This window comes from Thermotoga maritima MSB8 (genome assembly GCF_000008545.1).
Taxonomy (GTDB): domain Bacteria; phylum Thermotogota; class Thermotogae; order Thermotogales; family Thermotogaceae; genus Thermotoga; species Thermotoga maritima.
In genome coordinates this window covers 1,079,296-1,094,027 of record NC_000853.1, presented here as the reverse complement: position 1 = coordinate 1,094,027, position 14,732 = coordinate 1,079,296, and the positions used below count along the sequence as shown (strand labels likewise).

The following is a 14,732-nucleotide window of genomic DNA, read 5'->3' as shown; positions in this document are numbered from 1 at the left end:
GTGAAGAGGTTCCTTTTGATCTCCGACTCACACGTTCCCGTGCGCATGGCCAGTCTTCCGGATGAGATACTGAACTCTTTGAAAGAGTACGATGGCGTGATAGGCCTTGGAGACTATGTGGATCTGGACACGGTGATCCTTCTTGAGAAATTTTCTAAGGAATTCTACGGAGTTCACGGAAACATGGATTATCCAGACGTGAAAGAACACCTTCCGTTCTCGAAAGTCCTGCTTGTAGAGGGTGTCACCATAGGAATGTGTCACGGGTGGGGTGCCCCGTGGGATCTGAAAGACCGTCTTTTGAAGGTCTTCAACGAAAAACCTCAGGTGATACTCTTCGGACACACCCACGAACCGGAGGACACGGTGAAAGCGGGTGTGAGATTTCTGAACCCGGGAAGCCTCGCTGAAGGCTCTTACGCCGTCCTTGAACTGGACGGGGGTGAAGTACGATTCGAGTTGAAGACCTTGTAAAAGAGATCGTCGAGGACATAAGAGAAACCGTGAAAGACGGAAAGCTCTACGTTGCCTTCTCCGGGGGAAAGGACAGTTCGCTGGTGGCAATCCTGGCGAAGATGGCCCTCGGAGAAGAAAGGGTGGAGCTCGTCACCGTGGACTGGAGCCCTTACACCTACGAGAGATCGAGAGAGATTGTTCGAAACTTCGCAGAAAAACACGGCTTGAAACACACTTTCATTCCTTCCAACAGGATGCAGGAGAAGGTTTGGAAACACGGTCCATCCTGCAACGCCTGCACCCGCGACGTGAAGACCGTTTTGGTGAAAAGATACGCTCAGGGTCACCTCGTTGCGAGCGGTGCAAACGCCTCCGACAGCTGGGGAAAAACGGGCCTGAAGGTCTTCGACGGTGTCTACTCACCACTCTGCAGGGTCGGTAAAGAAGAGATAAACGAGATGCTGAAGTTCCTCGGACTGGAAGTGAAGAAGATCGGTGAGTCTGCGGGAAGAGAAGGATGCAAACTGAAACACCTTCTGAAGATGCTCATAAACCCGGATTACCACGGAAAAGCTGTTTCTACTGCAAACGAGATCCTTCTCAGAGTTCTCGAAGAACATGGCTTCAAGCCGGAACTCGCCAACGTGAAGATCATCGGGCCGCTTTCAAGAAACATCGCCCTCGTGAATGTGAAACCTCTTCCACCAGAAAAGGTGATGAACGAGATCGTCGAAAAGCTCTCCGCAGAAGAGACGATAGACGGGGTCATCGTGGTCGATGGCCCTATGAAACTCGTGGTTCTGGCCAGTCCCGCGATCTACAGGAACGAAGAGTCAAGAAAGTGGATAAAGGAGGGAAGGCTTCAACCGGAGTTCGCCTTCCCCATCGAGATCGAGTGGAGAGAATCGAAGAACAACAAACTTCGCACCTTTCAGGTGGTCGATGCCAGAAAGGAGTGAGACTATGGCCTTCAGGTGTCCCCTTCTGCTCTTTCTGAGAAAGATATTCAAGTTCAGAAGAAAACCGAAGTTCATCGTGAAGAAGAGCTGAGAACGGCGACGTTTTCCAGGCCGAAGGGCAGCAGGATGTATCTGTCCGTGTGGTGCTCGAAATCTATGAAGCTCTTCGGTCTTCTGAAGGTCTCCTCGAGAACGTCTGCCTTGTGGTTCGCCTCTATGAGGTTGAACAGTGTGTTTGTGAGGACGAGTTGGAGTTCGTTTTTTCCGTTTCTCAGAGCATCTGTAATATCTATCATGAAAGGTCTCCAGAAAAGAACGCCCAGGAACTTCCCGTTCAGGATCACCTCGACCGAGGCCGCCTCCACACCGTTCAGCTTGAGGAAGTATCTTTTCCCCGGGTCTTTTTTACACTCAAATATCTTTTTGAGCGTGAAGGATCCCACATAGAACGGGTACCCATCCCGTGTGATGTCCCTGTGATCCGGTATCTTGGGTGCATCGATCACGTACCTCGTCTCGTCCACGTTCACAAGTGAAAAATCTCCCACAAGATATATCGTCTCCACCTCTGTTGGCCTGTGATTCTCTGGATCTTTCACCCTCGTGTGACACCCCGGGCCTGTGATGTTGTTTTCTTTTCTTCCCTCCAGAACAACCGTGTTCTTTCCTTCTCTGACGAGATCTGTGATCTCCATCTTTCCAAAGTTCACATCCAGGAAATTCTGTTCCTCGTTGAAAATGCAGCTTTTTCTTTCGTACCTCACCTCTCGACCGTTCACCGTGATTCTGTCAAGATTTTCCGCGCACTCAACGACGAGAAAGAGTTTTTGAGGCTTTTTCCTGACCTCGAAAGAGTACTCCACCCTGAACGGTGTACCATCCGGTAATCTGTAGAACTCGTACCAGATCTTCGAGACGAACTCGTTCCTGAAAACCCTTCCACCCGCTTCAAAATACTCCACCCTGTCCACTGGAAGAACGTTGAAAGAGTTCATCTTCACTTCAAAGTCGTTCAGTGCCGTCTCGAAATCGAATTCTTTCTCCAGAAGAACTCCTGTTGAAACCACTTTCTCATCCTCTGCAGGAACCTCCTCGTCCGTTACCCAGATACAAACACTCGACGCTGGGAACATGACAAACTCGTTTTCCTTCAGCTCCACCAATTTGAAATTGAACAGGTCTATCGCGTACGTGTGTTTTCTCTTTTCCTTCAGTTCCAGATGGCAGTGCACTTCCCGGTCGATGTCCGTGTTCGCAAGAAAGAGAAGATAAGATCCGTCTTCCAGCACTCTCTTCTGCGCGATCACCGCTTTTGCATTCTCTTTCGTTTTCGTATCCAGAACATCCACAGAAAAGAAGGGTTTGAGTTCTTCGATGAGATCTTCGAGCGTTTCAAAAACACGAGCCTTTTTGAGGAATTCGATTCTTCCCTTCTTTCCTTCCACTCTTTCCGGGAAGAACCTGCCGTACCTGAAATCCTTCAAAACAAAGACCTTACCACCGTTTTCTGCCAGTGAGTTCAAAAGTTCCACAGTAGAACTTTTCAGATTCAGGAGCGGTGGCAGCACCACGACTTCGTATTCGTACTCTCCTACTCTCAGTTTTGCCTCTTTCACTCTTCCATGTTTTGAGAGGATCATCTCGTCGCCGAAGTGGAAGTCTATCTTGTTCGCAACGAGTTCCTTTGTGATCGTATCGAAGAGCTCGTTGAGCTTATCGATCTCGTCATCGAACTTAGAATACACACACCACGCTGAGGAGATGGGATGTATCATGAGCACTTTGACCTCTCTCTTTCCCTGTGTGACGATGTGGTTCAGTCTTGCAAAGTAATCCGACAGGAATCTTTCGTTCTTCCACCAAGGCTGTTGATAGAAGAGATTCGGTGGGTAGTCCCTCTTTCTCTCTCCTCTCATCGAGTAAAGACTGAGATGCGGGTTTATGTACGTGACACCGAGAACCGCCTGCCAGTCCGCTATCCATTTTCTGTGCAGAAAACTCACGTGCTGACCCGTTGTACCGAACGTTTCGCAGAGCACCCATTTCTTCCCTAACTGCTCTGCCGCCGATGAAACCTGCTTTATCGTGACCACCTGTTCCAGGTGTCTGGCGAGTTTGTCTATTCCCGGTATCTGCATGTATTCGTAGTGTGGCATCGCGGCACCTATCCACTCCACCTGTCCTCTGAGTGTATCTTCTGCCATGTAGTGTCCCGTCATGAAGATGCCGTTTTCTTCACACCACTTCGCGTACGGGATCGTGAAGTTTTCGATGAACAGACTCGTCGCAACATCGAAGAAATCGTATCTCACCTTCATGTAGTCCTTCACGTTGAAGAAGAGTTCTTCTAAGTGGTCTCTGATGTCGTATCCCTTTCGCCTCAAAAACTCCTCTGGAAATCGTTCTGTCCAGGGGAGTGTGGTTTCTTTAGGGTGATGCACTCTCAGATAGGTGGGTTCATCGGTGAAGATCCCGGGGATGGAGACTCTGAAAAGATCACCGCACGATTTTTTGTATCTCTCGTGTGTCGATCTGAGAAACGCCTCTGTGGTCTCTCTTGAGAGCAGATCGACGTAGCAGGTTCCGTTGAACCACGGATCACCAAGCTTCATAACGCGTTTTACCACGTAGAATTCTTCGCCGTCTCTTTCTATCTTTTTCAGGATCTCATCTTCTGGTTTGATCTGATCCTTTTTCAAGAGTGTGAGGTATTTGTGCCTGTGTTCCGGTTTTTCGAGTGGCACGATTCCTCCAGCGAATCCGGAAGGCCATTTGTCCTCATCGTAGAGCCAGGCGAGCATCCCGAGTTTTCTGGCGTGTTCTGCACAGCTTCTTACGAGTCTCATCCACTCCTCAGAGAGGTATTCCGTTACAAGCCCCACTCTCGAGTGCATGAAGAAGCCTCCGTAGCCCTTCTCATACATTTCGTCTATCTGCCTTAGAAGTTCCTCCTCGCACAACTTATCGTTCCAGCTCCAGAAGGGAGCGGGTCTGTACCACACTCCAGGGTTTTCCAGATCCTTCAGGTTCACACTCTCATCCCCTTGTACCTTCTCCATTCTTCGTACTTTTCGCTCCACAACTCCGGATTCTTCGGCTCGAACGTTTTCAATTCGAAGGATTCTTTCACGATCTTTCTGGCTTCGTTGATGTTTGCTATCGCTCCCAGGGTGATCAGCTGAACGAGTGCGTTCCCGATGGGAGTGGCGTCCACAGGACCCGCCACCACCGTCTTCCCCGTCGCACTGGCTATGAAACTCATCAAAAGATCGTTTCTCACAGCTCCACCCACCACGTGGATTTTCCCGTATCTTTTGCCGGTGAGTTCTTTGATCTGCTCCACGATCCATCTGCAGTTGAACGCAAGGGATTCGAAGATGAGCCGGGAGATTTCTCCGATCCTCTCCAGGATTTTCTGGCCCGTTCTTTCAAGATAATTTCTGATCCTCTCCGGCATGTTTCCAGGGTGGAGAAACTCTTCTCTATCGGGATCGAGAAACGCCTGGAAACCAGGGACATTCCTGACCGATTCGATGATCTCCGAATAATCCTTCTTCCAGATTCTGTTACACTCTTCCAGAAGCCACATGCCCGTTGCGTTTTTTAGAAACCTGATCTTCCCGTACCCACCTTCGTTCGTGAAATTTCTCTCCAGTGCCTCTTTGCTCAGAAGTGGTCTTTCCAGCTCCGTTCCCACAAGAAACCACGTTCCAGAGCTGATGTAGATTCCTTCCCCTTCAAGCGGTACAGCAACAACAGCGGAAGCGGTGTCGTGACAGGCGGTGGCGATCACGTTTATACCTTTTTTCACTCTGCATTTTCCCAGGATGGTACCCGGCGGAACCACCTTTGGAAAGATCTCAGTGGGAATGGAGAGTTTTTCGAGAAGGTCGTACGCCCATTCCCCATCCGGCACGCTGTAGCACTGAGAAGTGCTCGCGATGGTGTACTCACTCACCATCTCTCCAGAAAGCCAGAAGTTGAACACGTCGGGGATCATCAGAAGGTGCTTTGTCGTCTTCAAGAACGGATCGTTCGAGAGCACCATGGAATACAGCTGATAGAGCGTGTTTATCTCCATGAACTGTATACCCGTTCTCTGGAATATCTCATCTTTTGGAACCACTTCGAAGGCCTTTTTCATGACTCCCTTCGTTCTCACATCTCTGTAGTGATAGGGAAGAGATACGAGTCTTCCGTTTTCGTCGAGTAAGGCAAAATCCACACCCCATGTATCCACCCCAACGGATTGTGCGTCAGAGGCCTCAAGAACACCCTTTATCTCCTCGTAGAACCCGGGAAGATTCCACACGAAGTGTTCTCTATCCTTCCCAGGAAGAAAGGTTCCTTCTGTTCTGAATCTCTTTATTTCTTTCACCGTCAACCTGTCTTTCAACTCCACCTCGTAGATCTTTCCGTTCGTTGCTCCAAGATCGATCGAGAGGACCTTCACAGCCATCCCTCCGGAACACCCGTGGGATTTCTTCCGAGGCTGAGCACTCTCAAAAGGATCTCCGCCGCTTTTTCCAGGATCTCGACCCTGTCGTACGCTTCTGCGACATCTTTTCCGAAAGCCACAACACCGTGCTTGTCCCAGAGAACTGCATCTTTCCCTTCTGACTTCTCCACCGTCTTCAGGCCGAGTTCCACACTGCCTGGCTTTTCGAACTCGACGACGGAGATTCCCTGTGGGAAAAAGATCAAAACTTCCGGATGAATCTTCATCATCTTCGGAAGAAGCTCCTGGAATTCCTCTAAGTTCATCAGAGTGAGCAGGTTCAGAGGATGAGTGTGAACGATGGCTTTCTTTTCCGGATTCATCTCCTTGAATTTTGCGTGGATCATGAGGTGTGTGGGAAACTCACTGGTGGGTTTTCCGTTTCCGTGGAGAATTTCGTAGTGTTTCCCCGGAAGGACGTGAAGAAGACAGATCTTGCTGTCGTCTTCGTAGACTTCTCTCATTCTCGAGCCCGTTGCCGTGATCAGAAGGTACATCTCGGGACCGTCGTAATCGAACCCGTATTCGTTCACACTCTTGACCTCGTATCCTTCTGGTCTTTCATCCAGTCTGACAGAGATGTTCCCTGCGTTCGCCTCGGAAAGGCCCTTTATGGCAAGCCAGTAAGCTACTTTTTGAATCTCTCTTATCGTCTCTCTCATCGTCTCTCTCTCCTTCTTTTTTCCATGTAGTCTTCTTCCCGAAAGACTCTGAGCGGATCCTCCGGAAGACCTTTCTGCCTTCTGTACTCCCTCAGAATCGGCCTTACGTCTGTTCGAAACGCATCGAGAAGAATTTCTTCTGCTTCAACCACGTCGTAGTTTTTCTGAGCCTCTCTCAGTCGATTTTCATCTATGAGAAGTGCCTTTGTGAAAAGTTCCTGGGCGATCAAAACAGATTGTATCATCGCGAGGATCTTCGGTTTTGTGATGTGGGCCTGATCGAACATGAGAACCACCTTCTTTGCAGAATCAGAGAGTTCAGGATCTCTCTTCGCAAAGACGATCTCCTTGAAGATCAAAAACACCTCGTACGGATTTATGGAGGCGATCGTGAGATCGTCATCTGCGTATTTCCTGTTGTTCAGGTGAAAACCACCGAGTTTCTTCTCAGACAGAAGTGTTGCAACGATGTACTCTATGTTCGTTCCCTGGGGATGATGCCCCAGGTCGACGAGTACAAGAGCACGTTCTCCCAATTTTTCCGAAAGGAGATAGCTCATTCCCCAGTCTGGAATGTCAGTGTGATAAAAAGCGGGCTCGAAGAACTTGTACTCTATGAGGAGGTACATATCAGCCGGCATGTTCTCGTAGATGTACCTCAGGGACTCTTCGAGCCTTTTCTTCCTGGAGCGGAAATCGTCCTGACCAGGATAGTCCGTTCCGTCCGCGAGCCACAGACTGATCACCTTTGAACCAGTTTTTTCGGCTATGTCCACGCACTCCATTACGTGAGCGATCGCTTTTTTTCTGATCTTTTCGCTGGGATTCGTGAGGCTTCCGTACTTATAATCAGGATCCTGAAACAGATTCGGGTTGATGGCACCTATCTTCAAGCCTTTCTCTTCAGCAAACTCTCTCAGTTCCTCCCAGTTTTCCACTTTGTCCCAGGGAATGTGAAGGGCAACGGAAGGACAACAACCTGTGAGACGATGAACGAGAGCAGCGTCTTCTATCCTTTCAAAAACGTTCCGGGCGGCTCCTTCTTCGTGGAAGACAGCAAACCTTGTTCCTGCATCGCTGAACGCCCAGGAGGGAAGTTCGAACTTCAACTCGTCCAGCTCCTTAAAAATCCTTTCCATGTTTATCACTCCTCCCAGTAACCGATGGTTGTCATAAGAGTGTAGTGGTTTTTTCCAACGTCGAGACGTGAAAGCTGCATGACAACAGGTACGTTGCTTTCCGCCATTATGCTGTAAGGCTTACATTTTGGTATACCAAGTTTGTCCAGTCTCAGATGCAAACTCTTCATTGGTGAAATTTCTACTTCATGAACAACTGGTTTAGAGTCTTCGAAGAGGAACGTGATCCTTATTTTTGCTGTTTCATCACCCGTATTCATGATACACAGAGATTCATGAGAAACAAGATATCCTCTTTTGCCGTTTGGAATGTAACCATCTGGAAAGAACCATTTTCTGGCACCGTTCATTATTCATCACCTCTGGGTACGAATTCATACATAAAGTTATCATAAATTAATCACAAAAGTCAACGATATTTGTGATAAAATTTTTCGAAAGGAAAGGAGGTGTTGATATGAAAGAGGAAAGATTGAAGGAAATCCTCGATATCGTTGACAGAAACGGTTTCATCAGCATGAAGGATCTTCAGGAACAACTCGGCGTTTCGATGATCACCGTGAGAAGAGACGTGGCAGAACTGGTGAAAAGGAATTTGGTAAAAAAAGTACATGGTGGCATAAGGAAGGTGAATTATTTTGAAAAGGAAACAGACTTCATGAAACGGCTCTCAATAAACAGAGAAGCAAAGGAAAAAATTGCCCAACTTGCGTTGAACTTCGTTGAAGATGGAGACATTATCTTTCTGGACGCAAGCACCACTGCGCATATCTTTGCCAAACACCTGGCCTCGTCTCAAAAGTCCGTTCATGTCATCACAAACAACCTGCTCACTGCAATGGAGCTCTCGAAGAACTCCGATATAAGCGTTGTTCTGCTCACAGGAAAGGTGAATCCGGAGAACCTGGCTGTGGAAGGCTCTCTGACGATAGAGTGTGGAAAAAAATTCTCTGTGAAAAAAGCCTTTGTCTCCTGTAGAGGAGTGACTGCGGAAGAAGGAACCTACGAAATAAACACCATGGAAATGGGAATAAAAGGAATTTTCGTGGAAAGAGCGGAAGAGATCTTCGTACTCGCTGACTTCAGCAAAATAGGAAAAAGATCGCTGGCACATCTGATACCCGCAGAAAAAATCGATCATCTCATCACCGACAGAAAACCTCCAGAAAATCAATATGAAATATTCAGGGAAAAAGGTGTGGAAATTGTTTATTGATTAATTCAACAGGGAGGTGCACACATGCCTACCATAGTATTTGTAGGAGCGGGGAGTGTGAGGTACACGATCAAGCTGGTAGGGGACCTGGCGAAGACACCGGATTTGTATGGGTCAAGACTGGTACTGATGGACATCGACGAAGAAAGGTTGAAAGCAACGTACATTCTCGTCACAAAGTACCTCAGGGAACTGAATGCAGAGTACACAGTGGAACAGACGACAAGCCTTGAGGAGGCACTTGAAGGGGCAGATTTTGTCATCAACACAGCCCTCTACAGGGCACCAGGGCACGAAGACGGATACGTACACTACGAGATCATGAGGGAAGTAGGGGAGAGACATGGCTACTACAGAGGGATAGACAGCCAGGAGCTGAACATGGTCTCGGACTACTACACACTCAGCAACTACAACCACCTGAAGATGAGCCTTGATATAGCAAAGGCAGTGGAGAAGATAGCACCGAATGCGTGGATACTGCAGACGGCCAATCCTGTTTTTGAGATCACACAACTTGTGAAGAGGCTTACGAAGGCGAAGATAGTGGGTTTCTGCCACGGGTATGCGCACGTGTTCCACCTTGCGAAAGTACTCGGTGTGGAGCCAGAGGAATTAGACTGGCAGGTAGCAGGGGTGAACCATGCGATATGGATGAACAGGTTCAGATGCAGAGGGGAAGATCTCTATCCGAAGCTGGACGAATGGATAGAGGAGAACGCATCGCGATGGGAGCCGAAGAATCCATGGGATGTGGACTTTTCACCTGCAGCGATAGACATGTACAGGTTCTACGGGATGTACCCGATAGGGGACACGGTGAGGAGTGGGACATGGAAATACCACTACGATCTTGAGACGAAGAAGAGATGGTACGGGAAGTTTGGAGGGATAGACAACGAAGTGGAAAGGCCGAAGTTCTACGAGAGTTTGAGGGAGCAGAGGAAGAGGCTGATGGAACTTGCGAAAGAAGTGGAGAAAGATCCGACGATAGAGCTGACGAAGGTGTGGCCTGAGGTGTTCACAACAGGCAGTGAGAGTGTAGAACAGCATATACCTTTCATCAACGCGCTTGTGAATGACAAGAAGGCGAGGCTTGTATTGAACGTAGAGAACAGAGGGGTGATAAAGGGAATACCGGACGATGTAATGGTGGAGGTGCCGGTGGTAGTTGATAAAGAGGGGATACATCCGGAGAAGATAGAGCCTGATCTTACAGACAGGATCAAGAAGTTCTACTTACTTCCGAGGATACTCAGGATGGAGTGGGCACTTGAGGCGTTCATATCTGGTGACAGGAGGGTTCTGGAGGAGATCCTCGTCAGGGATCCAAGAACCAGATCCTACGAACAGGCCGTCGCTGTTATTGATGATATCCTTAACCTCCCCTTCAACGAGGAAATGAAGAAGCATTACGGCAGTTGAAAAATCGATTTGTAAAAACCGTAGCGCCCCATAAGGGGCGCTTTTTTGTTGTAAGGGGTTGTAAGCAAAAGGAAAACTAATATAATCAATAATAATCAACCATATTTATCTCTTATAGTTCGATATTAGGATTATTTTATACTGAAAGCCCTTGACCTTGTTGTATGTTTGTTGATATTATATTGATAACTTCAAGATCATAATGGTTCATTTTTATGATCATTCTATAACGCAGGGGGTGGTATGATGTTCAGGAAAGTTCTGTGGAGTCTTCTTGTAGTAATCTTCACAGCTCAGATTCTTGCCATTGGACTCAACGAAATCGTTCCCGGTGAGTATTACAATCTCACTGATTACGAACGTCTGACGGGTAAGAAGATCACGAAATTCAACGAATCACCGATGCTGAAAGAGATGGTTGAGAAAGGACTGCTTCCACCTGTGGAGGAAAGGCTTCCGAAGAATCCGGTTGTGGTAACGCCGTATGAAAGCATTGGAAAATATGGCGGTACCTGGAACAGAGCATGGTACGGATTGTCAGATGAATGGAACGCTGGTCGTATTTGTTACGAGTTTATGGTAATTTCAGACAAAGCGGGTAAAAGCCTGTTGCCTGATGTTCTTGAGAGCTTAGAAGTGTCTAAAGACGGTAGAGAATATACAATGAGAATTAGAAGAGGATTGAAGTGGTCTGATGGAGAACCTGTTACCACGAAAGATGTTGAATTCTGGTATCATGACATTTTACTTAACGAATCACTTACTCCTTCCATACCTTCAGTTTTCCAGCCAGGTGGGAAAGTTTTCAAATTGGAGATTGTCGATGATTACACTTTCAAAGTGATTTTCGAAGAGCCTTATCCACTATTTCCATTTGCTCTAGCTGGTGATGGAGGAAGAGCGGGAATTGAATTCGTTGTTCCTTCACATTACATAAAAAAATTTCATCCAAAGTACATTGGTTTAGAACAAGCAGAAAAAATAGCAAAGGAAAATGGATATAGTTCTTGGTATCAATTCGTTAGTGACAAATGCTTGCAAACCAATTCTTGGCTGGTTAATCCCGACCTCCCGATTCTTTTCCCCTGGAAATTGTCTAAAGAATCTTCAGAGAGAGCGTTAATACTTGAAAGAAATCCGTATTACTTCAAAGTTGATCCTGAAGGAAATCAATTACCGTACATCGATAGAATCATATTCCATTATGTTGAAAATCAACAGATGTTGTTGATGAAAGCTATATCTGGGGAAATAGATATGCAGGGGAGACATTTAACAGTCGCAGATTATTCAATACTTGCAGCTAATAGAGAAAAAGGCGGTTACAAATTGATCCTTGCAAGGCAGGCCGTTGGTAGTGCCGATACCCTCATGATAAATCAAAACTACACTGACGATCCTGTTATAGGTGAAATATTAAGGGATCCTAGATTCAGGCAAGCTATTTCCTTGGCTGTAAACAGGGAAGAAATATGGCAATTGGTCTACCAAGGGCTCGGTGAACCGCGACAAGCTTCTTTCGTAAAAGGCGTAAAATATTACGATCCAGAGTGGGAAAAAGCATTTGCCGAATATAATCCAGAGAGAGCGAATCAACTACTAGATGAAATGGGGCTCAAATGGAATCCTTCTCGTACCTATAGGTTAAGGCCAGATGGTAAGAAATTGGAAATTGTTATTGAATACACAACTCCTTCCCAAACTAGAGAAAAAACAATGGAAATGGTCAAATCTTATCTTGAGAAAGTTGGAATAAGTGTTATTTTGAAACCTATAGATAGATCATTGTATGTTACAAGATTGGAAGCGGGTCAACTGCAAATAGGAGTATGGGAATTCGACAGGAACATAGATCCTGTTGGCGATCCTGCCCACATTTTGGGTAGTCAATGGGCGCCTCTTACCTGGCAGTGGTACAACAGTGGTAAAAAAACTGGTATGCCACCAGAAGAGGGAACCGATATGTGGAAACTATATGAAATATGGGATCAAATTGTCAAAGAAGTGGCCCCAGAAAAACGAGATGAACTAATGAAAGAAATAATCAACCTTCATAAGAAAAATATTTGGATGGTGGGTTTTGTAGGAGCTCTGCCCCAGCCTATCGTGGTGAAAGAGAATTTCAAAAATGTTCCGCAAGGTCTACTCTGGGATTTTCCGCTGATAAGAAGTCCGAAGAATTTCAGGCCTGAACAATTTTACTTTGAGTGAACGATAGGGGAGGGCCTCCCTCCCTTTTATTTACACCTTAGATAGAACGAGGTGGTAAATCATGGTAGCGTATATTCTTAGAAGACTGATAACTGCTTTTATAACGTTATGGATAATATCAATAATATCCTTTGTAATAATTCAACTTCCTCCAGGAGATTTTTTAACGTCTTATATTGCCCAATTGAAAGTATCCGGAGAAGACGTGGATATTGCTACAATTGAAGCTTTAAAGAAACAGTATGGACTCGATAAACCAATTTATGTTCAGTACTTGAAATGGCTATGGGGTATCCTACATGGTGATTTTGGGTATTCGTTTTCCTGGAAAAAACCTGTTAATGAATTATTATGGAATAGATTGGGAGTTACTGTCCTCGTAGCTACTTTATCCCTGATATTCAGCTGGATTTTTGGCTTTATCATCGGTATGTATTCGGCCGTTCATCCATATTCAATTGGGGATTACCTGGCAACTATTTTGGGATACATTGGTTTAGCTGTTCCTAATTTTCTTTTAGCTTTGATTTTGATGTGGGGAATTTATAGTCTAACTGGGATAAATCTAAGTGGATTGCATTCCGTAAAATATTTGAATACACCTATGACCATTGATAAGTTCTTGGATATTCTGAATCATTTATGGATACCGGTATTAGTTTTAGGAACGTCAGGAATGGCAGGACTCATCAGGACCTTGAGGGCAAATCTTCTGGATGAGCTTCACAAGCCATACGTGGAGGCAGCACTTTCCAAGGGGCTTCCGGAGAACAAAGTGTTCTGGAAGTATCCTTTGAGGATAGCGATGATACCCTTCATCAGCACGGTGGGGTGGAGCCTTCCTTGGATTTTCTCTGGAGCCACAATAACAGCTATCGTTCTAAATTTACCATCTGTTGGTCCATTACTCTTAAACGCTCTTAAAAACCAAGACATGTACCTTGCTGGGAGTTTGGTGATGTTTTTGAGTTTTTTCACTGTGATAGGGACATTGATATCAGACATTTTGCTTGCATGGGTAGATCCCAGGATCAGGTTCGAGTAGGAGGGGAAACATGAAGAAGAGAGAACAGATGGAGGAGAAATTCTATTATGCGTCTCAGTGGCAGCTGATCTGGTGGAGGTTCAGAAAACACAAGCTTGCAGTGATAGGAGGGGTGGTGCTTCTCATCATTTATGTTTTTGCTATTTTCTGTGAGTTCTTTGCTCCGTACGATCCGAACAAATACAACTACAGATACCCTTACGCACCACCGCAGAGGATACACTTTTTCCACGAGGGAAAGTTCATAGGGCCATTTGTGTACGGTTACACCTACACGGTGGATCTTGAGACTTTGAGGAGGATATACAAGGAAGATAAAAGCAAGATCTTCAAGATAAAGTTCTTTGTTCGTGGGGACGAGTACAAATTCTGGGGTATTTGGAAAACAAACATTCACTTCATAGGAGTAGAAGATGGTCACATGTTCCTTCTTGGAACAGACAGTCTTGGGAGAGACATGCTCTCAAGGATCATTTACGGTGCCCGCATTTCCACGTCCATAGGTTTGATAGGGGTGTTTTTGAGCTTCATTCTTGGAGTTGCCATAGGGGGTATTTCTGGATACTTTGGTGGTGCTGTGGACAACTTCATCCAAAGGACTATAGAAATTATAAAGAGCATACCTACTATACCTTTATGGTTAGCTTTGAGTGCTGCTCTTCCACAAAATTGGCCACCATTGAGAGTTTATTTTGTAATAGTGATAATTCTTTCTCTCACAGGTTGGACAGATCTTGCAAGGGTTGTGAGAAGCAGGTTCTTATCTTTGAGGGAAGAAGATTTTGTTATGGCAGCAAAATTCATGGGGGCTTCGGAGGCGAGGATCATCTTCAGGCACATGCTTCCTTCTTTCATGAGTCATCTCATAGCAAGCATCACACTTTCCATACCGGGGATGATCCTCGGTGAGACGAGTCTCAGTTTTTTGGGGCTTGGTTTGAGGCCGCCTGTGATCAGCTGGGGAGTGCTTCTTCAGGAAGCACAGAATCTCACGGTTGTAGCTTTGTATCCGTGGCTTTTGATACCAGTTGTGTTTGTGATCACAACTGTTCTGTGTTTTAACTTCGTTGGAGATGGTTTGAGGGATGCGGCAGATCCGTACGCGAACATGTAGGAGGGAC

General features: G+C 46.2%; 12 protein-coding genes. 7 read left to right on the top strand and 5 right to left on the bottom strand.

All coding sequences use genetic code 11. The annotated features are described in order from the left end of the window. Positions 1-474 carry a metallophosphoesterase family protein gene (locus TM_RS05460; RefSeq protein ID WP_010865261.1) on the top strand — a complete coding sequence of 158 codons (474 nt, stop codon included), beginning with the start codon at positions 1-3 and terminating at the stop codon, positions 472-474. Positions 475-503: 29 nt separating this feature from the next. Further along, entirely contained in the window at positions 504-1,415 is a 912-nt protein-coding gene (locus TM_RS05455; RefSeq protein WP_004080410.1) for an ATP-dependent sacrificial sulfur transferase LarE, read from the top strand. 71 nt (positions 1,416-1,486) lie between these two features. Here the strand turns inward: TM_RS05455 and TM_RS05450 are convergent, their stop codons facing one another. Genes TM_RS05450 through TM_RS05430 form a run of 5 tightly spaced genes read right to left on the bottom strand, consistent with a single transcriptional unit; the run spans position 1,487 to position 8,064 of the window. Continuing rightward, positions 1,487-4,447 carry an alpha-L-rhamnosidase gene (locus TM_RS05450; RefSeq protein ID WP_004080411.1) on the bottom strand — a complete coding sequence of 987 codons (2,961 nt, stop codon included), beginning with the start codon at positions 4,445-4,447 and terminating at the stop codon, positions 1,487-1,489. Continuing rightward, positions 4,444-5,874 carry a rhamnulokinase gene (locus TM_RS05445; protein ID WP_010865260.1) on the bottom strand — a complete coding sequence of 477 codons (1,431 nt, stop codon included), beginning with the start codon at positions 5,872-5,874 and terminating at the stop codon, positions 4,444-4,446. The genes TM_RS05450 and TM_RS05445 overlap by 4 nt, the downstream gene beginning before the upstream one ends. Further along, on the bottom strand, positions 5,865-6,575 hold the full coding sequence (rhaD, locus tag TM_RS05440) for a rhamnulose-1-phosphate aldolase (protein WP_004080415.1): 711 nt from the start codon (positions 6,573-6,575) through the stop codon (positions 5,865-5,867). The genes TM_RS05445 and rhaD overlap by 10 nt, the downstream gene beginning before the upstream one ends. Next, positions 6,572-7,714 (bottom strand): L-rhamnose isomerase, encoded by a 1,143-nt coding sequence (gene rhaI, locus TM_RS05435; RefSeq protein WP_004080416.1) that lies wholly within the window; start codon positions 7,712-7,714, stop codon positions 6,572-6,574. Before rhaI ends, rhaD begins: the two co-directional genes overlap by 4 nt. A gap of 5 nt (positions 7,715-7,719) precedes the next feature. Further along, the gene (locus TM_RS05430; protein WP_004080417.1) at positions 7,720-8,064 is read right to left on the bottom strand and encodes a sensory rhodopsin transducer; all 345 of its coding nucleotides are present in this window, start codon (positions 8,062-8,064) and stop codon (positions 7,720-7,722) included. Positions 8,065-8,171: 107 nt separating this feature from the next. On the opposite strand from TM_RS05430, the gene TM_RS05425 reads away from it, so the two are divergent. The 5 genes from TM_RS05425 (at position 8,172) to TM_RS05405 (ending at position 14,725) form a co-directional block, all read left to right on the top strand. Next, complete coding sequence (locus TM_RS05425; RefSeq protein ID WP_004080418.1) at positions 8,172-8,930, top strand: DeoR/GlpR family DNA-binding transcription regulator; 759 nt, start codon at positions 8,172-8,174, stop codon at positions 8,928-8,930. 24 nt (positions 8,931-8,954) lie between these two features. Then, entirely contained in the window at positions 8,955-10,355 is a 1,401-nt protein-coding gene (aglA, locus tag TM_RS05420; RefSeq protein ID WP_004080419.1) for an alpha-glucosidase AglA, read from the top strand. 246 nt (positions 10,356-10,601) lie between these two features. After that, positions 10,602-12,566, top strand: a complete 1,965-nt coding sequence (locus TM_RS05415) for an ABC transporter substrate-binding protein (RefSeq protein WP_004080420.1) — start codon at positions 10,602-10,604, stop codon at positions 12,564-12,566. 61 nt (positions 12,567-12,627) lie between these two features. Next, positions 12,628-13,611, top strand: coding sequence for an ABC transporter permease (locus TM_RS05410; protein ID WP_004080421.1), 984 nt, complete (start codon positions 12,628-12,630; stop codon positions 13,609-13,611). 10 nt (positions 13,612-13,621) lie between these two features. Further along, the gene (locus tag TM_RS05405) at positions 13,622-14,725 is read left to right on the top strand and encodes an ABC transporter permease (protein ID WP_004080422.1); all 1,104 of its coding nucleotides are present in this window, start codon (positions 13,622-13,624) and stop codon (positions 14,723-14,725) included. The last annotated feature ends 7 nt before the right edge of the window (positions 14,726-14,732 follow it).